This is a genomic window from Caenimonas soli (assembly GCF_013155545.1).
GTDB lineage: Bacteria > Pseudomonadota > Gammaproteobacteria > Burkholderiales > Burkholderiaceae_C > Ramlibacter > Ramlibacter soli.
This window is the reverse complement of record NZ_JABJVV010000008.1, coordinates 212502-232406: the sequence shown is the minus strand read 5'-3', so window position 1 is coordinate 232406 and position 19905 is coordinate 212502. Positions and strand designations below refer to the sequence as shown.

Below are 19905 nucleotides of genomic sequence, written 5' to 3'. Positions count from 1 at the left end.
GGCGCCTCAGGCGACGCGGAATTGCGCCGGGGCGCTTCTCGCCGCGGCCACGCCCCTGATCACATCGCCGACCACGATCACCGAGGGGCTCGCGAGCTGTTCCCGCGCGATGGTCGCGTCGAGTTGCCCCAGCGTGGTGACGGCATGGCGCTGGTCCGGCAAGCTGGCGCGCTGGATTATCGCCACCGGGGTGGAGGCGGGCAGCGCGGTGAGCAGTTCTTCCTGGATGCGGGCCGCGCCGCTCACACCCATGTAGACCACCAGGGTGAGCTTGGCGTCGCGCGCCGCCGCAGCCAGGGCTCGCCAGTCGGCGCCCTGTGAGCCGGGATGGGCATGGCCCGTGACGAACACCACGCCGTGCGCGTGTTCGCGGTGCGTGAGCGGCACGCCGAGCGACGTGACCGCGGCCAAGCCGGAGGTGATGCCGTTGACGACCTGCACCTCGATGCCGGCTTCGCGCAGGTGTTCGACCTCTTCGCCGCCGCGGCCGAAGATGAACGGGTCACCGCCTTTGAGACGCACCACGACCTCGCCTTCCTTGGCGGCCATGACCATCAGCTTCTCGATGAAGGCCTGGGGTGTGCTCTTGCAGCCACCGCGCTTGCCGACGTACACCACGCGAGCGGTGGGCGCGGCAAAGGCGACGATTTCCTGGCTGACCAGGTCGTCCACCAGCAGCACCGTTGCGGCCTGGATGGCCTTGAGGGCTTTCAAGGTGAGCAGTTCGGGATCGCCGGGACCCGCGCCCACCAGAGTGACTTTTCCAGCATTCATAGTGATTCAGCCAGATGCAAGATATGTTCCACTTGCAAGCCCATGGACGCGGGCACGGGCTTGGTGCCCGCCAGCACTTCCTGAATGTAGGTGGCCGTGGTTTCGGCGTCGACCTCACGCGGCATATCCGGCAGGTTGGTGAGGGTACCTTTCTCGCCTTCCTGCAGGGTCACCTGCCGCCCGGCAATGAAGCCGTCCATCTGCGGCAACCGCCGCGCGTCCGCCACCACCTCGCCTTCGGTGCCGCGCAGCAGCAGGGCGGTGGAGCCCATCAGTTCGAACACCGCGGCCATGGACACTGCATATTCGGAATGGGTGTAACTGCTGACGACGACCGCGGGCCCCGCGCAGGGATTCATCAGCTTCACCAGGCTGTGGCTGGAGTTGCGCAAGCCCACGACGCGCCGCACGTCCAGCAAGCGCTTCAGGCCGGGACACAGCAGCTCGGTCGGCACGTAGGCAGCCTCGCCCGGCGCAATCGCCCGCACCCCGGGGAGCGCGTGGATGTCCATCGCCTGCAGCACGTGAGGCACGAACACCCGGCTGGATTCCGTGGCGGTGCCGTGGATGAGCACAGGGAGACCGCGGCGCGCGATCAGCAGCGCCAGCAGGGGCGTGAGCACCGGCAGCTTGCGCGCGCCGTTGTAACTGGGCAGCACGACGACGGGCTTGCCGCTGGACGGGATGTGATTCAGGCGCGCGTAAGTCGCATCCATGAAACCCGCCATCTCTTCGGGCGTCTCGCCCTTGATGCGCATCGACAGGCAGAATGCGCCCACTTCCAGGTCGGTGACGGCTCCATCCAGCACCTGACCGAACAAATCGGCAGCCTGCTCGCGGTCGAGCGAGCGAGCTCCTCGCTTGCCGCGGCCGATGACCTTGATGTATTGGCTGATGCCCATGGGGACCAATTGTCCCTGAAGCCTCATGACTTTCGGCTATTAGGCGATTTGCCCCTAGGCGGCTTGCTTCAGCGGGATGATCCCGCGGACCATGCGTTTGAGTTCAGGCACGCAGGAGCCGCAGTTGGTGCCGCATTTCAGGTTGCCCTGCAACGCATCCAGCCTTTGCGTCTCGCTGCCGGCGCAGCCGCCCAGAAACTCGCCGATCTCGGCGTCGGTGACGTTGAAACAGGTGCAGACCTGCTTGCCGCGCGACTGCACGGCCACCGGCGCCTTGGCACCCGGCACCAACAACAAGCGGCCATAGGCCTGTGCCGGCAATTCGTCCTGCAGCAGGGTCTTGATCCAGGCCTCCGCACTGGTGTCGCCGGCGAGCACGAAGCCCTCCAGCCGCGCCTCCTGGCCGTGGCGGACCAGCCGCATGGCGCGCCGCTGTCCTTTCTTGCGATCGGCATAACGCAAGACGTCGCGGCCCGATAGTCCCAGCAAGGCCTCGATGCGAACCATCAATTCATCGGGCGGCGCTTCATGCGCGGCGGCACGCAGCAGCACGCCGGCGCGCTCCCGGCCGAACGGCACGCAGGAGGCGAACGGGAACAGCGTCATCACCTGCTTGAGTTCTTCGCGCGCGTGCAACGCTTCGTCCTGCGGCAACCATGCGATGGCCAGCAGCTGCCACGGCAGTTCGGCCTTCAGGATCTTCACGGCCGCGTGCTTCAGTTCAGGCTGCTTGGAAGTGGGGCAGTACGCCGAGGTGGTGATGGCGTTGACACCGGCAAGCCGCTCGCCCGTGCTGGAGCAGCCGGTCAGGTATTCCGAGCCCCAGTGCATGGCCATGAAGGCCTGGCTCAGGCCGACTTCATTGCTGGCCTGCACCGGCACCATGATGGAGCCGCGCTTGCTGGTGACATGGACCAGATCGCCTTCGTTCAGCAAGCGGCGCGACATGTCCTGCGGGTTCATCTGCACCGACGGTTCGGCCACATGGCCAAACAGCCGCCCCAGGGTCCCGGTGCGGCTCATGCCGTGCCACTGGTCGCGCAGCCGCCCGGTGGTGAGCGAAAACGGGTAGCGGGATTCGCGCGGCTCGGCCAGCGGCTTGTAGGCTACGTTGGCGAATCGTGCCTTGCCGTCGGCGGTGGGGAAGACGCCGTCCTCGTACAAGCGGACTTTGCCTGCGGCCTGGCCGGCCGGCATGGGCCACTGCAGGGGAGATTGGTCCAGCAGGGCATAGCTCATGCCGGTGATGTCCAGGTCGCGCCCGCGGGTGGTCTCGCGGTGCTCGTTCCAGATGGCTTCGGCGCCCGCCGTTTCGTCCGTGAGCGAATAGGGAAACAGGGTGGCTTGGCCCGGGCGCAATTTGCGCTCGAGCCGGTGGCCGAACTCGGCGGCGATCGCCCAGTCGTGCCGGGTGCCGGCGGGCTTGGGCACGGCGGGGCGGACGCGGCTGATGCGGCGCTCGCTGTTCGTGACCGTGCCGGTTTTCTCGCCCCAGGTGGTGGCGGGTAGCAGCAGGTCGGCGTAGTCGCAGGTCGCCGTGGTGGCGAATGCTTCCTGCACCACCACGAACTCGGCCCGCTGCAGGGCCCGGCGGACGGTGGACTGGTCGGGCATGGACTGCGCCGGGTTGGTGCAGGCTATCCACAAGGCCTTGATCTCGCCGTCGGCGGCGGCCTGGAACATTTCCACGGCCGTCTTGCCCGGTTTCTCCGGGACCGACGGCACGCCCCACAGCGCCGCGATCTCGGCTCGATGCTCGGGGTTGGCCAGGTCGCGGTGCGCCGACAGCAGGTTGGCCAGGCCGCCGACCTCGCGCCCGCCCATGGCGTTGGGCTGGCCGGTCAGCGAGAACGGGCCGGCGCCGGGCTTGCCGATCTGGGCCGTGGCCAGGTGCAGGTTGATCAGCGCGGCATTCTTGGCCGTGCCGCTGGACGACTGGTTCAAGCCCTGGCAGTACAGGCTCAAGGTGGCGGCGGAAGTGGCGAACAGCTTGGCCGCCAGGAACAGGTCTTCTTTCTTGATGCCGCAGACCTGGGCCACCAGGTCGGGCGTGCAGTCGCGTACCGTGGCCTTGAGATCGTCGAAGCCGCTGGTGTGGGCGGCGATGTAGTCCTGCCGGACCCAGCCTTCCCACATCATGATGTGCAGCAGGCCGTTGAACAGCATCACGTCGGTGCCGGGCTGGATGGGCAGGTACAGGTCGGCGATCTCGGCCGTGTCGGTGCGGCGCGGGTCGCAGAAGATGATCTTCATCTGCGGGTTGGCGGCCTTGGCGTCTTCGATCCGCCGGAACAGGATCGGGTGCGCCCAGGCCGTGTTGCTGCCGACGATGAAGATGCACTGCGCGTGGTTCACGTCGTCGTAGCAGTTGGGCGGCGCGTCGGCGCCCAGCGTCATCTTGTAGCCCGCTACCGCGCTGCTCATGCAAAGGCGCGAGTTGGTGTCCACGTTGTTCGTGCCGATGAGGCCCTTGACCAGCTTGTTGAAGACGTAGTAGTCCTCGGTCAGCAACTGGCCGGAGATGTAGAAGCCCACCGCATCGGGCCCGTGCTCGCGGATGACCTGAGCGAAGTTCTCGGTGGCGAAGCCCAGCGCGTCATCCCACGAGACGCGATGGGGCTTCTCGGCGCGGTGCTCGCGCCGCATCGGGTGCAACAGCCGGGTCTGCCGGGTGATCGGCGCGGACGCCGTCAGGTGCAGCGTGGAGCCCTTGGTGCACAGGCGGCCGAAGTTGGCCGGGTGGTCCGGGTCGCCCCGGACGCCCGTGATCTGGTCGCCCTCGCTCTCGATGATGACACCGCATCCCACCCCGCAGTACGGGCAGGTGGATTTGGTTTCATTGGTCATTACGCGGTGTGCGGCGCCTGCACGTCGAAGGTTGCGTCGCCGATGCTGCCGGTGGACGCGCACGGGCCGGCCTTGGGCGGCGCCAGGTCGAGCGCCAGGGTGGCCAGTTCCACCGGGTCCAGCAGGACCTCGCCGGATTCGACCTTGCAAGCGAACTTGGTGGTGCAGCCCTCGTCGGGCGTCTTGGCGCATCCGTCGGCCAGGCCGATGGTCCAGTTGTGCAGCGGACAGGCGACGCTGGTGCCGAACACGATGCCCTGCGACAGCGGGCCGCCCTTGTGCGGGCAGCGGTCGAGCAAAGCGAACACCTGATCCTGGTCATTGCGGAAGACGGCGACGTCCATTCCCTTGGGCCGAGCCACCCGGCGCGAGCCGAGCACCGGGATGTCTTCGACCCGGCAAACCACTGTCCAATCGTTCATCTTCATGCTTCCTGCCCTGCCGCCAGCTTGGCGAATTGCCGCGTGTCCACCGATGCCTTGTCGAAATCGAACCAGGGATCGGGCTCGCCGTCCAGGCTGAATTGCAGGCGTTCCCACAGCGCCTTGCGCCCTTCGTGGTCTTCCAGGATCTTCTTCTTGACGTAGTCCAGGCCCACGCGATTGACGTAGTGCACGGTGCGCTCGAGGTACCAGCCTTCCTCGCGGTACAGCTGCAGGAAGGCGCCGCTGTATTCCAGCACCTCGGCCGAGGTCTTGAGCTTGCAGAAGAAGTGCGCCACTTCGGTCTTGATGCCGCCGTTGCCGGCGATGTAGATCTCCCAGCCCGAGTCCACGCCGATCACGCCGACGTCCTTGATGCCGGACTCGGCGCAGTTGCGCGGGCAGCCCGACACCGCCAGCTTGACCTTGTGCGGCGCGTACATGCGCCAGAGGGCGCGCTCCAGGTCCTTGCCCATCTGGGTGGAGTCCTGCGTGCCGAAGCGGCACCATTCGCTGCCCACGCAGGTCTTGACCGTGCGCAGCGCCTTGGCGTAGGCATGGCCGGAGGGCATGCCGATGTCCTTCCAGACGTCCTTCAGGTCTTCCTTCTTCACGCCGAGCAGGTCGATGCGCTGGCCGCCCGTGACCTTGACGGTCGGGATCTTGTACTTGTCCACCGCATCGGCGATGCGCCGCAACTCATCGGCCGTGGTCTCGCCGCCCCACATGCGCGGGATGACGGAATAGGTGCCATCCTTCTGGATGTTGGCGTGGCTGCGCTCGTTGATGTAGCGGCTTTGCGGGTCGTCCTTGGCCTCCTTGGGCCAGCTGGAGATCAGGTAGTAGTTGACGGCGGGGCGGCAGGAAGCGCAGCCGTTGGGCGTGCGCCACTCCATGAATTTGAAGGTATCGGCGATGGAGAGCAGCTTGTTGGCCTTGATCGCATCGCGCACGTCCTGGTGGCTGTGGTCGGTGCAGCCGCACATGGCCTTCTTCTTGGGCGCCGCCGAGTAGTCGCCGCCGGCGGTGAACATCAGGATCTGTTCTACGAGGCCGGTGCAGGAGCCGCAGCTGGCGCTGGCCTTGGTGTGCTTTTTCACCTCGTCGATGGTGAACAGGCCCTTTTCCTTGATGGCCTTGCAGATCGTGCCCTTGGTCACGCCGTTGCAGCCGCAGACCTCCGCCTCGTCCGGCATCGAAGCCGCCTTGGTGTGGCCTTCATGTCCCGTGTCGCCGATGCTGGATTCGCCGAACATCAGCTTGTCGCGGATGTCGCTGACGCTGCGGCCGTCGCGCAGCAGCTTGAAGTACCAGCTGCCATCGACCGTGTCGCCGTACAGGCAGGCGCCCACCAGCTTGTCGCCCTTGATCACCAGCTTCTTGTAGACGCCGCCGAAGGGGTCGGACATGACGATTTCTTCGGTGCCTTCGCCGCCCATGAACTCGCCGGCGGAGAACAGGTCGATGCCCGTCACCTTGAGCTTGGTGGAAGTGAGCGAGCCGCTGTAGCGGCCGATGCCGAACTGCGCCAGGTGGTTGGCCGCGACCTTGGCCTGCTCGAACAGCGGGGCCACCAGGCCATAGGCGATGCCGCGGTGGGCCGCGCATTCGCCCACCGAATAGATGCGCGCGTCGGTCACGGTCTGCATGGTGTCGTTGACCACGATGCCGCGGTTGCAGTGCAGGCGCATCTTCTCGGCCAGCTCGGTGTTGGGGCGTATGCCCACGGCCATCACCACCAGGTCGGTCGGGACTTCCGTGCCGTCCTTGAATTTGATGGCCATGACACGGCCATCCTTGTCGGGGATGAGTTCTTGCGTCTGGGCACCGATCAGGAATTTCAGGCCGCGGTCTTCGAGCGACTTCTGCAGCAGTTTGCCGGCCACGTCGTCCAGCTGGCGTTCCATCAGCCAGGGCATGACGTGCACCACTGTCACGTCCATGCCGCGCAGCATCAGGCCGTTGGCGGCTTCCAGCCCCAGCAAGCCGCCGCCGATGACCACGGCCTTCTTGTATTTCTGCGATGCCTCGATCATCGCGTTGGTGTCGGCGATGTCGCGGTAGGCGATCACGCCTTGCAGGTCCTTGCCCGGAACGGGGAGGATGAAGGGGTTGGAGCCGGTGCACATCAGCAGCCGGTCGTATTCTTCCTCGGTGCCGTCTTCGGCGCGCACGACGCGGCGCACGCGATCGACCTCGACCACCTTTTTGCCCGCGTGCAGGCGGATGTTGTTCTCCTGGTACCACTCCCAGGAATTGAGCACGATCTCATCGAGCGTCTGCTCGCCGGCTAATACCGGTGAGAGCAGGATGCGGTTGTAGTTGGGGTGCGGCTCGGCGCCGAACACACTAATGTCATAGAGTTCCGGGGCTACTTTCAGGAGCTCTTCGATGGTGCGCACGCCCGCCATCCCGTTGCCAACCATCACCAACTTCGATCTTTTCAATTCGCTCTCCAATGGATACTGCTGCTTTTGGCCTGCAAGCCTCATGCCAGTTGTTGGGGCCCGTATTTGGGTGGGTGTGCACCAAAGGGCGGCGCAGGCCTCATGTTGCGGTGCACCATGTTGGGCACTGATCTTGCTTAAGGTGGTGCATGGCTTTTGAAATCGACATCGGCTTCACCTCTCTGACCGGCAAGAAGGAGATCAACGAGGACTTCGCCGCCGCGATGCTCCCCGAGCCGGGCCGCGAGGCCATGGGCGCCATCGCTGCCATCGCCGACGGCGTGAGCATGGGCGGCATGGGACGCGAAGCCGCCCAGACCACCGTGACGAGTTTGGTGCGCGATTACTTCGGCACGCCCGAAACCTGGGACACCACGGTGGCGCTGGACCGCATCATCGGCGCGCAGAACGCCTGGCTGGCGGGCTTGAACCGCCGCCGGCATCCTGCCTGCGGGCTGACGACGCTCACCGCCCTGGTACTGCGGGGGCAAAGCTATTCACTGGCTCACGTGGGCGATACGCGCGCCTACCTGCTGCGCGCGGGGGAAGTCACGCAGCTCACGCACGACCACGCGGTGGAGCATCCGGACTTCAGCCACAAGCTGTTGCGAGCCGTCGGTGCCGAGGACCGCCTGGTGGTGGACTACAGCCAGGGCGACCTGCATGTTGGCGACGTGTTCGTTCTCTTGTCCGACGGCGTTCACAACGTCCTGCCGGCGAAGCGGCTGAAGGCGCTGACCCTGGACGGTGCCCAGGAACTGAGCGAACTGCTGGTGAAGACAGCGCTGGAGCAGGGCAGTGGCGACAACGCCACCGCGCTGGTGGTGCGCGTGCTTGGCGTGCTCGATGGATTGCTGCAGGACGAGAACCGCCTGGCCCAGCAGTTGCCCATCCCGCCGCGGCTGAAGGTGGGCGACTCCCTCGACGGCCTGACCGTGACTGCACTGGTAGCGGACAACGGCATCAACATCCTCTATCAGGTACGCGATCCCGCCAGCCGCAAGCTGTACGCCCTCAAGACCCTGCACCCGCACCGCGCACACGATGCCGAGGAGCGCGCCATGCTGGCACACGAGGCCTGGCTGGCCAAGCGCATGCGTTCCGGCAAGATCGCCGAGAACCTGGTGGCGGTGGTTGATCCACTGGTGGAAGCGCCGACTGGCTTCTACCTGCTCTATGAATGGCACGGCGGCGAAACCCTGCAGCAGATGCTGGACCGCAAGCACAGGTTCACGCTGATCCAAACGGTGGCCGCGGCCACGCACGTGGCGCGCGCGCTTTCGCGCCTGCATCGCCAGAACGTGATCCATCGCGATGTGAAGCCGGCCAACCTGCACCAGGGCGAAGACGGGGTGCTGCGACTGCTCGATCTGGGCGTGGCCCTCAGCGGCCGCGAACCGGAGGCCACGCGGCTGCTCCATGCCGGAACGCCCAGCTACATCAATCCCGAGCAATGGGGCTTCAATGCGCAGGGCGGTGAAGGCCCGGAAGAGCCGCCCGATGCCCAGAGCGACCTGTTCGCGCTCGGCGTCACGCTTTACCAGCTGCTGACCGGAGGCAAGCTGCCCTACGGCGACGTGCTGCCGTACCAGGCGGGACGCTACTATCGCGACCCCACGGCGCCGAGCCGGCACAACCCCGAGGTGCCGATCTGGCTGGATCACGTCGTGCTGAAGGCGGTGGCGCTCGACAAGCGCGTTCGCTTCGAAACCGCGGAGGAGATGCTGCTGGCCCTCGAGCGCGGCGCCTCGCGCCCGCTGACGGCTCCGCCTCCGACACCACTGATCCAGCGCGATCCCACGGCCTTGTGGAAGATCGCGCTGGGCATCAGCCTGCTCTTCAACGCGCTGTTGATCTACTGGCTGCTGTTCCTGCCCAAGTAGTTACCACTAGCCGGTTTTGTCTCCTGCGTGACGGCGCGCGTCCGGAAGCCCTTCATAGACTGCCCTACCGCACTTCCAAAGGAGACGTCTATGAACCGGACCCTGACCGCTGCCCTCTTGGCGCTATCGCTCGCGCTTGGCGCCTGCACTTCCATGGCGCCCGCGCGGCCGGCCGCATGGGCCGCGCCCGAAGTGCTGGTCGCGCCTTCGTCGTTCAACGGCGTGCACGGCTTGGCGGTGGATGGCAAGGGACGGCTACTCGCGGCCTCGGTGGTGGGCAATTCGCTGTGGGAAGTGAACCGGCAGACCGGCGCCGCGCGCGTCATGATCCCGGCGCCGGAAGGGCAGGCCGACGACATCGCCGTGGGCCCCAAGGGCGAACTGGCATGGACCAACTACCTGATGGGCATGATCCGCTATCGCGAAAATGACACCGCGCCCATGAAGGTCCTAGCCAAAGACCTTCCTGGCCTGAACTCGCTGGATTTCGATCGTAGGAACGGCAAGCTCTACGCATCGCAGGTGTTCCTGGGCGATGCGGTCTGGGAGATCGACGTGAGCGGCGCAGCGGCGCCCCGGCTGATCGCCAAGGACATCGGCGGATTCAACGGCTTCGAGGTCGGCCCCGACGGCATGCTCTACGGCCCGCTCTGGTTCAAGGGCCAGGTGGTCAAGATCAATCCGGCCAACGGCGTCATCACCGTCATCAACAGCGAATTCAAGATCCCCGCTGCCGCCAACCTGGACGGCAAGGGCAACCTCTGGGTGGTGGACACCAACACCGGTGAGCTGTCGAAGGTCGAGCTGGCCAGCGGCCGCAAGACCGTGGTCAAGAAGCTCAAACCTGCCATCGACAACCTGGCGATCTCACCCGAGGGCACCATCTACGTCGCCAACATGGCCGACAACTCGATCGAAGCTTTCAATCCGGCGACGGGCGAACTGCGCCTGCTAACCGGTGGCAAGCTGGCGGTGCCGGCGGGCGTCAAGATCGATGGCAACGACCTGTGGGTTGCCGACATCTTTTCCTTCCGCAAGGTCGATGCGCGCACCGGTGCCGTCACGGATATCTTCCGCATGCAGTCCTCCGACATGGAGTATCCCTTCGCCGTCGGCGTTTCGCCCACTCATTTCGCGCTGACGTCCTGGTTCACCGGTTCGGTGCAGTTGGTGGACCGCAGCACGCTCAAGACCAGCGCGATGATCCACGGCCTGAAGGCGCCGATGGATGCGATCCCCATGCCCGATGGCAGCGTCATTTATGTCGAAATCGCCACCGGCAGCATCACCCGCGCCAGCGGCGACAAGTTCGCCAACAAGAAGGTGATCGCGCAGGGCCTGACGGGCCCGGTTCAGATGGTGATTGGTAAGGACGGCGCGCTGTACGTGACCGAGGCGGCCGGTAAGCTCATCCGGGTCAACATGGCCGACGGCAGCAAGACCACGGTGGCTGAGGGCTTGGCCTTGCCGGAAGGCTTGGCGCAAACGCCCTGGGGCAGCTTCGTCGTGGCCGAAACCGCCGCGCGGCGCCTGACGGAAATCGATCCGGCCAACGGTTCGCGCAGGACTGTCGCCGAGAACCTGCCCATTGGCTTGCCCGCCGGCCCTGGCATGCCGCCGCCTTACGTGGTGACTGGCGTCGCCGTCGGGCGCGACGGCACGATATACATGACGGCCGACCGCAACAACGCCCTCTATCGCATCCGTCCCGCCCGCTGAAGGCTCAGGCCGTGCGCGCGCGGCCGCCCTTCTCGGCCCAGGTTCGGGTCCACCGGAACTGCATCGTGCGCAGCATCATCAATACCAGGACCGTGCACAAAGCGAACAGCACGAAGCCCCAGAGGTAGGTGCCCGTGTGCTGCTTGGACAAGCCCATGGCGTTCGGAATAAGCCCGCCGCCCAGCGCGCCGATCTCGCCGATCATGGAGCCGGCGACCGCCGTGGCCAGTGGCCAGCGCAGGGGCACCAGCTGGAACAGGGCGCCATTGCCCGCACCCAAGGCCGCGAAGCAGAGCATGAACAGCAGGGTGGTCGCGACCAGCGAATTGCCCGCCAGGCCGCACAGCACCAGCGTCACCGCCACAGTGGCCAGCACGGCGGTGAGGGTATTCACGCCGCCCCAATGATCGGAAATCCAGCCGCCGAAAATGCGCACCGCGGCGCCTACGAAAGCGGCCAGCATTGAAAGCTGTCCGGCCTGTACCTTGCTCACGCCGAACTGGTCGTAATAGTACGAGGGCAAGAAGGTGGTAAGCCCGATGAAACCGCCAAAGGTGACGGCATAGATCACGCTGAAGGCCCAACCATCCTTTTCGAACAGGCAGGCGATGTGCTCGCGCAGCGGGGCGTGCGGTGCGATGTCGGACGGCTCCTTGGCGAAGAAGATCATCGCCAGCATCGGCAGGAGCATGGCAACCGCGGCAATGCCATAGACCGCTTGCCAGCCGAAGCGCTGCGCCAGCGCGGGCGCCACCAGCACCGACACGGCGGTGCCCACGTTGCCGGCCCCCACGAGCCCCATCGCCAGGCCCTTGTAACGGGCCGGGAATGAGCCGGAGCCCAGGCTCAGCGCCACGCCGAAGCTCGCCCCTGCGATGCCCAGCAGCACGCCCATGGCCAGCAGGCTGCCGTAGGAATCCACGAAGAAGTAGCCGAACAGCAGCGCCACCATGATCAGCGCCATTTCCACCAGTGTGGCGTTCTTGCGGCCGATGTACTGCGCCAATATCCCCAGCGGAAAGCGCATCAGCGCCCCCGCGAAGATAGGAATGGAGAGCATTACCCCCTTCTGCGCGGGGGACAGGTTGTAGGCCTCGGTGATGAATGGCGCCATGGCGCCATTCATCACCCAGATGCAGCAGGAAAACGCGAAGTAGAAAAACGCGGCGCCGAGGGTGGGTGCGTGGCCGGCACCGAGGAAATTGCGAGTCCTCGCCATTACTTGGCGGCGGCCATGCCAGGCTTGGCGTGGGGCGCTCCTCCTTCGGCCGGGCGAGCACGCCCGCCTTTTTCCGCCCAGGTTCGGGTCCAACGGATCTGCATCACCCGCAGCATGCCCAGCATGGCGACGGCGAGCACGGCGAAGGCCAGGAAGCCCCAGAAGTAGGTGCCGGTGTACTGCTTGGACAGGCCCATCGCGTTGGGCAGGAAGCCGCCGCCCAGGGCGCCGATTTCGCCGATCATGGAACCGGCCACCGCCGTGGCCAGCGGCCAGCGCAGCGGCACCAGCTGGAACAGGGCGCCATTGCCCGCGCCCAGTGCGGCGAAGCACAGCATGAACAGCAGCGTGGTCACGGTGAGCGAGCTGCCGGCGATGCCGCACAACACCAGCGTGACGGCGACGACGGCGAGCACGCCGGTGAGGGTGTTGATGCCGCCGATACGGTCGGAGATGTAGCCGCCGACCACCCGGATGGCCGAGCCCATCAGTGCCGCGAGCATCGTGAGCTGGCCGGCCTGCACCTTGGTGACGCCGAACTGGTCGTGGAAGTAGGTGGGCAGGAAACTGGCCAGGCCGATGAAGCCGCCGAAGGTGATCACGTAGATCAGGCTGAACGCCCAGCCGTCCTTCTCGAACAGGCAGGCGATGTGCTGGCGGAAGGTCTGGTGCTCGATGTCCGGCGGTTCCTTGGCGAAAACCACCATCACGACCATCGGGATCAGCATGAAGAAGGCGGCCAGGCCGTAGACCGCTTGCCAGCCGTAGGCCATGGCTAGCGGCGGGGCGAACAGCACGGCGAGCACGGTACCGGAGTTGCCGGCGCCGGCGATGCCCATCGCCAGGCCCTTGTATTTGGGTGGGTACCAGCCCGAGCCGAGCGAAAGCGCCACGCCGAAGCTGGCGCCCGCGATCCCGAGCAGCACACCCATGGCCAGTACATGGTCATAGGAGCTGATGAAGAAAAAGCCGAAGGCGAGGGCCAGCACGATCAGGCCCATCTCCACCAGCGCGGCATTCTTGCGGCCGATGTACTGCGCCAACACCCCCAGCGGGAAGCGCATCAGCGCTCCGGCCAGGATGGGCACGGAGATCATGAAACCCTTCTGGGCGGCCGTGAGCTGGTAGGCCTCGCTGATGAAGGGGGCCATGGCGCCGTTCAAGACCCAGACCGCGAAGCAGAAGTCGAAATACAGGAAAGCGGCGAACAGCGTCGGCGCATGTCCTGACTTCAAGAAGGTGCGAAAACCCGCCATGGTGCAAATCCTCTGTGAAACTGAAGGGGTAAGTTCACAGAATCAGTGCGAGAACCGTGCCAGCATGGGGCACGCAAAATGCCGCCCTGGCGCTTCAAAGCGGGGCGTTATGCAAGCCCATTTGGTGCGCCGCACCAAATTAGGCGCAGGTGCCCGCGGCTAGTGCCGCTTCTCCATGTCCACGCAGACCATCGCCGGCTGGTGGTTCCAGCGCAGCGTGATGACGTAAGGGTGCTTGCGCACGCGCGCCTTGACGCCGGAGGAGCCGTGCAGCTTCACCGGCACCGAGATCTGCAGGGCGGGGCCCAGCGCCTTGCGGGCATTCCCGCCCAGGGTGTTGGCGATTTCGCCCACCGCATCCAGCAGGTTGCTCTCGGACAGGTCGGTCTCGCCTTGCAGCAGCAGCAGCTCGCGCACCAGCTGCGGCGGCATGGAAACGATTACGTGGCCGTTGTACGAGCCGGAGAAGGTCACGATGCCATTGAAGTCGTAACCGTCGATGTCTCCGGTGCCGAGGAAGGCAGACGTGATCTGCGGCTCCTGCTTGGTGATGATCTGGAAATAGCGCCGGACCGAATCGACGAAAAGCTTCAGCTCGTTTTGGTGCAGGGAATCGATCATCTTGCCTCCATGACGTCGAGCAGGGCCATCTTGAGTTCGTCGTCGGTGAATGGTTTGGCTACGAAGCCGCGGGCGCCGAGCTTGAGCGCGGCGATGGCTGTGGATTTGTCGGAGAGGGCGCTCACTACGAGGATGTTGATGTTGGGGAAGAGGCGAAGCAGCTGGCCTATGCACTCCACGCCGTCCATTTCAGGCATGGTCAGGTCCATGGTCACCACTTCGGGACGGGTGGCGCGGGCGATGCGCACGGCCTCGGCGCCGTTGCGCGCGAGGCCCACCAGCGAAACGCCGGCCAGGCCACCGCTTTGGACCACCCGCGAAATGCGCGAGCGGATCATGTTGGAGTCGTCGACGATGAGGAGGCGCATGGCAGTTCTCTTTTCGGTCATGCGGCGAACTTGATCTTGAACTCGGTGAACTCACCGGGCGTGGAACTCAGCAGGATGCGGGCGCCGAGTTTCTGCACGTTGGACTGCACCAGGTCCAGCCCAACGCCGCGGCCCGCGTGCATCGACACATTGCCGGCGGTGGAGAACCCGGGCTTGAAGATGTGCGACACGATCTGGCGGTCGTCGAAGCTGTCGAGCTGCTGCGCCGTGTACCAGCCCAGATCGAGCAGCTTCTGGCGCACCTTCGTGGCGGAAAGGCCGGCGCCGTCGTCGCGTACCGCGAGCGTCCATTCGGTCTCGCCGCGTACCAGTTGCACTTCGACCTTTCCTTCGTCGGGCTTGCCCCCGGCGGCTCTGACCTTCGGCGTTTCCACGCCGTGCACCACTGCGTTGCGCACTAACTGAACAGCGATCTCGCGCACCAGCGTTGCGGTGGTTTCGTGCAGGTCGCTCTGGCTGCCGATCCGCACCATGGCCTGGACCTTCTTGCCGGTGTCGGCGGCCACGTCCTGCGCCAGCTTGGTCAATGTGCCGTTGACCGCATCGGGCGAGCCCGCATCCTGCGCCGGGCGCTGCAGGCCGGTCAGGCTCTTGAGGGCCGACACCTTGTTGAGCAAGTCTTCCAGCGGCAGGGGCAGCGACAACAGCGCCGCTCCCAGGTCGCCGCTGGCACCGCCCGACTGGCGGATGCGCAGCAGCTCGCTTTCGAACAGATGGGCCTGGTTGGCCACCGTCTCCAGGCCCAGGGTGCCGGCATCGCCCTTGAGCGAATGCACCTTGCGGGCGATCTCGTCCAGGCGCTTGAGGATGGCGGCCTCGCCGTGGACGGCGGAGGCGCTGCGCATGATGTCGTTGATTTCCAGCAAGCTGGTCTCGGCGCGCGCGACGAACTGGCGCAGCAGCGCCGGGTCGGCGTCGATCGCCTTGAGCAGCATGGCGAATTCCTTTTGCGAACGCTGGCGCTCGCTTTGCAGCTTGGTCTCGAGTTCGATGCGCGTGGAGATGTCCTGCACCGTGACCAGCAGGTGCCGCACCGCGCCGCCCTCCTGGACCCGGTTGAAGTGGAACGACAGGTGGCGGCGGGCATTTTGGCCCAGGCGGTTCTTGACGGCGACCTCGACCTCAGACAGCGGATTGATGCCCTGCACCAGCGCTTCCTTGACGTGGGGCGCGAACAGCAGCTGCACATAGTCGCGCGCATCGGTCAGCGCCTTGTCGGACACCAGGGGGTGCAGCAAGGCGAAGAAATTGTCGCCGGGCGCCAGCTGGCGGCCAAACAGGGTGTGCGCGGACTGCGAGAGCTGCGAGCCGAGCTTGAAGTCCGGCGTGATGAGGAACAGGCCTTCGCGCACGCTGGTCAGGATTTCGCGGTTTTCTTCGTTCGCCGCCTCGATCGCGGCGTCCGAGGTCTTCAGCCGGTTCAGGAACTTGAACAGGATGAAGGCGAAGTTCAGCAGCGCCAGCACGATGCCGCCGGTTTGCACCATGCGCAGCACGCTGGCGCGGGAAGCGCCGATCTGCTGCGTTTCGGTCACGAAGTCGTTGGCGACGCCCAGCAGCTTGATGTTGTTCGCCTGGCTGTAGCCCAGGGCGGCGGCCAGACTGTCGGGCGCGAAGTTGTCGCTCCCGAGGATCGGCTGCAGCTTGTCGAAGTAGGGCCGCCACAGCGCCTCGACCTTGTCCTCCAATTCGCGCCCGCGCGGCGACGTCACGGCTTCCAGGAACACCGGTTTGCCGTCGCCGCCCGGCACCGTCGCGCCTTCGCGGAACGCCTTGTGCGAGAGGTCGAACACCTTGGCGCCGGCGCGCAACTCGGCCAGGGTGTCCGGCCGGTAAGGCTGCCCCGCGATGCGCGCCGCGTCCAGCTCGAGCAGGGTGCGGGCGATGCGCTGCGAAACATAGCGCTGGCGGCCGGCCAGGTTGATGGCCACCGTGTCCTGGTCGATCTTGAACGAGGTGTAGAAGTTCAGCACCAGCACGCCCAGGTCGAACAGCAGGAAGAACGCCACCGCGATGATGATCTCGCGGTACTTGCCGAACGAGAAACCGGCGCGCGTCCTGGTGTCGCGCGTGGAGCCGGCTTTGCGCGGCGCGGCGCCCGAGGCGCCGGGGTCGAGAGGGAGGACTGCGGCCATGGTGGATTTCCGTTCTTTTTTATTGGTTCTTCCGGGGCCTGTGCTGTGTCAGGCGACGAGTTTCTCGACGTGCGACTGGCGCGTGTAGAGGAAGTCGATGACGGCCTTTCGGTAATGCACGTAGCGCGTGTCTTCCGCCAGCTCGATCCGGTCGCGCGGGCGCGGCAGGTCCACGGCGAGGATTTCGCCGATGGTGGCCGCCGGGCCGTTGGTCAGCATCACGATGCGGTCGGACAGCAGCACCGCCTCGTCCACGTCGTGCGTCACCATCACCACGGTGCTGTGGGTCTTGGCGACGATCTGCAGCAGCTCGTCCTGCAGCTTGGCGCGGGTCAATGCGTCGAGCGCACCGAAGGGCTCGTCCAGCAGCAGCACGTTCGGCTCCATCGACAGGGCGCGGGCAATGCCCACGCGCTGCTTCATGCCGCCCGAAATCTCGCCCGGTCGCTTCTGTGCGGCCGCCGTCAGGCCCACCATCGCCAGCGCGGCGTCGGTACGGGCCCGCAGCTGGGCCCGGCTCTCCGCGGGGATGCCGGCCTCACGGGTCTGGCCGAACACGCGCTCCACCGCCAGGTAGACGTTCTCGAAGCAGGTCAGCCAAGGCAGCAGCGAGTGGTTCTGGAACACCACGCCACGATCCGGACCGGGGCCCGCGATTTCGCGGTTGGCGCAGAGCAGGCTGCCCTGCGTCGGTGTCGTCAGGCCGGCGATCAGGTTCAGCAGCGTGGATTTGCCGCAGCCCGAGTGGCCGATCATCGTCACGAACTCGCCCTTGGCAACCGTCAGGTTGATGTCGCGCAGCGCGACGAAGGGTCCCTTGTTCGTCTTGAAGGTCTGCTCGACACCATGGATCTGAATGTACTTGGTAGTCAGATTGGCGTTCATAGGGCCCCCACGTTTGCCGCCAAGGCGGCTGCACTGCCCCCCGAGGGGGCGTGAACTTGCTTGAAGCGGTTCTGCGCTGCGTTCATGCTTTCACCTCTTCGAAAGTAAATGCGGTTGCCAGCTTGATCAGCGCGAATTCGAGGATCAGGCCGACCATGCCGATCGTGAAGATCGCGATGATGATGTTCTTGACGTTGAGGTTGTTCCACTCGTCCCAGACCCAGAAGCCGATGCCGACGCCGCCCGTGAGCATCTCGGCCGCCACGATCACCAGCCAGGCCGTGCCCACTGCCAGCCGCACGCCGGTGAGCGTGTAGGGCAGCACCGCGGGGAACAGGATCTTGGTGACGATCTTCCATTCGGAGAGATTGAGCACCCGGGCGACGTTCATGTAGTCGCTGGGAACGCGCTGCACGCCCACGGCCGTGTTGATGATCATCGGCCAGATCGAGCAGATGAAGATGGTCCAGATGGCCGCCGGGTTGGCGCCCTTGAAGACCATCAGGCCGATCGGCAGCCAGGCCAGCGGCGACACCGGGCGCAAGAGGCTGATCAGCGGGTTGAACATCCGCGACAGGAAGGTGAAGCGTCCGATCATGAAGCCCAGGGGGATTCCCACGGCCGCCGCCATGCCGAAGCCGAAGGCCACGCGCTGCAGCGACAGCAGCACGTTCCAGCCGATGCCTTGGTCATTGGGACCCTTCTGGTAGAACGGATCGCTGAACACGTCGACGGCCTGCTTGAAGGTCTCGGCCGGTGTCGGAAAACCGCTGCCGGTTTTCATCGCGACGATGGCCCAGATGCCCACCAGGAAGCCCAGGCCAAAGATCGGCGGAAGGACCCTGAGCCACAGGGCACGCCAGTCGAAGGGCTGGCGCGACGGCTTGGCTTCGGCGGCCGGCGCAGTCCGCGCCGCCGTGTTGGCGGCGACGGTCTTCACGGCGGGAGCGGGCTGCTCGCGCGGGCCCAGCACCGGTGGGGATGCGGGGTTCTCGAGCGGGGAATGAAAAACTGCGCTGACCATGGTTTTCTCCTCAGGCTGCGGGTGCGGCGCGGACCTTGAAGGAGTCCGCGTACTTCTTGGGGTCCTTGCCGTCCCAGACCGTGCCGTCGATCATCTTGCTGGTGCGCATGACGTCCTTCGGGACCGGCGTCTTGGAGGCGGCGGCGGCCTGCTTGTAGACGTCGATCTGGTTGATCTGCTTGGCGATACCCAGGTAGTCGGGGTGGTCCTTGATCAGGCCCCAGCGCTTGTGCTGGGTGAGGAACCACATGCCATCCGACAGGTAGGGGAACGTCGCCGCGCCGTCGTTGTAGAACTTCATGTGGTTGGGGTCGTCCCAGGTCTTGCCCATGCCGTTCTGGTAGCGGCCCAGGATGCGCTGGTTGATCGCATCGACGCTGGTGTTGACGTACGACTTGTCGGCCACCGTCTCGGCCATCTTCATCTTGTTCTGCAGGCCGGTGTCGATCCAACGCCCGGCTTCCAGGATCGCGGCGGTTACGGCACGCGCTGTGTTGGGATATTTCTTGACGAATTCGGCCGTGGTGCCCAACGTCTTTTCGGGGTGGTCCTTCCAGATGTCCTGGGTGGTGACGGCTGTGACGCCGATGCCATCCATGATGGCGCGGTGGCCCCAGGGTTCACCCACGCAGAAACCATCCATATTGCCCACACGCATGTTGGCCACCATCTGGGGCGGCGGCACCACGATGGCCTTGGCATCCTTGAATGGGTTGATGCCGGCGCTGGCCAGCCAGTAGTACAGCCACATGGCATGGGTGCCGGTGGGGAAGGTCTGGGCGAAGGTGTATTCGCGCTTTTCCTTTTCCATCAGCTTGGCCAGCGAGGCGGCATCGACGGCGCCCTTGTCGGCGATCTTCTTGGACAGCGTGATGGCCTGGCCATTGTTGTTCAGGCTCATCAGGATGGCCATGTCCTTCTTCGGGCCGGCCGTGCCCATGTGCACGCCGTAGATCAGGCCATACAACACGTGGGCCATGTCCAGCTCGCCATTGACGAGCTTGTCGCGCACGCCGGCCCAGCTGGCTTCCTTGGTCGGGATGATCTTGACGCCGTACTTCTGGTCGATGCCCAGCACCGAGGCCATCACCACGCTGGCGCAGTCGGTGAGGGGGATGAAGCCGATCTTGACCTCTTTCTTCTCGGGTGCATCGGAGCCCTGGGCCCACACGGCCGATCGCAAGGCGGGCGAGATGCCCACGGCGCCTGCTGCTGCGGCTTGCAGCACGGTGCGGCGGGACAGCTTGGTTTTCAGAAGATCGGTCATCACGTCTTGGTCTCCACGACAAGAAAAAACAAAACAAAAAAGGCGTCCGCACGCAACACACAAGGTGTTGGTGGGGACGCCTTCGTCCGGAACGACCCGCGGAGTGCTTCGCCAT

The 19905-nt window shown here is 65.5% G+C and carries 15 protein-coding genes; 2 read left to right on the top strand and 13 right to left on the bottom strand.

Translation table 11 applies throughout. The features are described 5' to 3' along the window. Nucleotides 1-6: 6 nt before the first annotated feature. The 5 genes from cobA to nirB are packed head-to-tail and all read right to left on the bottom strand — an operon-like array spanning nt 7 to nt 7392. Nucleotides 7-774 carry a uroporphyrinogen-III C-methyltransferase gene (gene cobA / locus HNE04_RS14630; protein ID WP_172220268.1) on the bottom strand — a complete coding sequence of 256 codons (768 nt, stop codon included), beginning with the start codon at nt 772-774 and terminating at the stop codon, nt 7-9. Further along, entirely contained in the window at nt 771-1676 is a 906-nt protein-coding gene (ybiB, locus tag HNE04_RS14625) for a DNA-binding protein YbiB (protein ID WP_172220266.1), read from the bottom strand. Before ybiB ends, cobA begins: the two co-directional genes overlap by 4 nt. Before the next feature lie 54 nt (nt 1677-1730). Beyond that, on the bottom strand, nt 1731-4523 hold the full coding sequence (locus HNE04_RS14620; RefSeq protein ID WP_172220264.1) for a nitrate reductase: 2793 nt from the start codon (nt 4521-4523) through the stop codon (nt 1731-1733). Next, the gene (gene nirD, locus HNE04_RS14615) at nt 4523-4945 is read right to left on the bottom strand and encodes a nitrite reductase small subunit NirD (RefSeq protein ID WP_172220262.1); all 423 of its coding nucleotides are present in this window, start codon (nt 4943-4945) and stop codon (nt 4523-4525) included. The genes HNE04_RS14620 and nirD overlap by 1 nt, the downstream gene beginning before the upstream one ends. A 2-nt stretch (nt 4946-4947) precedes the next feature. Next, nucleotides 4948-7392 carry a nitrite reductase large subunit NirB gene (gene nirB, locus HNE04_RS14610; protein ID WP_172220260.1) on the bottom strand — a complete coding sequence of 815 codons (2445 nt, stop codon included), beginning with the start codon at nt 7390-7392 and terminating at the stop codon, nt 4948-4950. Between the two features lie 149 nt (nt 7393-7541). On the opposite strand from nirB, the gene HNE04_RS14605 reads away from it, so the two are divergent. Beyond that, nucleotides 7542-9275: a bifunctional protein-serine/threonine kinase/phosphatase gene (locus tag HNE04_RS14605; protein ID WP_172220258.1), complete on the top strand. Its 1734-nt coding sequence runs from the start codon at nt 7542-7544 to the stop codon at nt 9273-9275. Nucleotides 9276-9365: 90 nt separating this feature from the next. Beyond that, nucleotides 9366-10994 (top strand): NHL repeat-containing protein, encoded by a 1629-nt coding sequence (locus HNE04_RS14600; protein ID WP_172220255.1) that lies wholly within the window; start codon nt 9366-9368, stop codon nt 10992-10994. A 4-nt stretch (nt 10995-10998) separates the two neighbouring features. Here the strand turns inward: HNE04_RS14600 and HNE04_RS14595 are convergent, their stop codons facing one another. The 8 genes from HNE04_RS14595 to HNE04_RS14560 form a co-directional block, all read right to left on the bottom strand. Continuing rightward, nucleotides 10999-12213, bottom strand: coding sequence for an MFS transporter (locus HNE04_RS14595; protein ID WP_172220251.1), 1215 nt, complete (start codon nt 12211-12213; stop codon nt 10999-11001). Further along, nucleotides 12213-13469 carry a nitrate/nitrite transporter gene (locus HNE04_RS14590; protein WP_172220248.1) on the bottom strand — a complete coding sequence of 419 codons (1257 nt, stop codon included), beginning with the start codon at nt 13467-13469 and terminating at the stop codon, nt 12213-12215. Before HNE04_RS14590 ends, HNE04_RS14595 begins: the two co-directional genes overlap by 1 nt. A gap of 159 nt (nt 13470-13628) precedes the next feature. Continuing rightward, nucleotides 13629-14090, bottom strand: coding sequence for a chemotaxis protein CheX (locus HNE04_RS14585; protein WP_207717569.1), 462 nt, complete (start codon nt 14088-14090; stop codon nt 13629-13631). After that, entirely contained in the window at nt 14087-14458 is a 372-nt protein-coding gene (locus tag HNE04_RS14580; protein WP_172220245.1) for a response regulator transcription factor, read from the bottom strand. Before HNE04_RS14580 ends, HNE04_RS14585 begins: the two co-directional genes overlap by 4 nt. Nucleotides 14459-14475: 17 nt before the next feature. Beyond that, nucleotides 14476-16614 carry an ATP-binding protein gene (locus HNE04_RS14575; RefSeq protein ID WP_172220242.1) on the bottom strand — a complete coding sequence of 713 codons (2139 nt, stop codon included), beginning with the start codon at nt 16612-16614 and terminating at the stop codon, nt 14476-14478. Between the two features lie 48 nt (nt 16615-16662). Beyond that, nucleotides 16663-17499: an ABC transporter ATP-binding protein gene (locus HNE04_RS14570; RefSeq protein ID WP_172220239.1), complete on the bottom strand. Its 837-nt coding sequence runs from the start codon at nt 17497-17499 to the stop codon at nt 16663-16665. An 82-nt stretch (nt 17500-17581) separates the two neighbouring features. Continuing rightward, nucleotides 17582-18523, bottom strand: coding sequence for a nitrate ABC transporter permease (gene ntrB, locus HNE04_RS14565; protein ID WP_172220236.1), 942 nt, complete (start codon nt 18521-18523; stop codon nt 17582-17584). Nucleotides 18524-18533: 10 nt separating this feature from the next. After that, a complete protein-coding gene (locus HNE04_RS14560) occupies nt 18534-19790 on the bottom strand; it encodes a CmpA/NrtA family ABC transporter substrate-binding protein (RefSeq protein ID WP_172220233.1) in 1257 nt (418 codons plus the stop codon). Nucleotides 19791-19905: the final 115 nt, after the last annotated feature.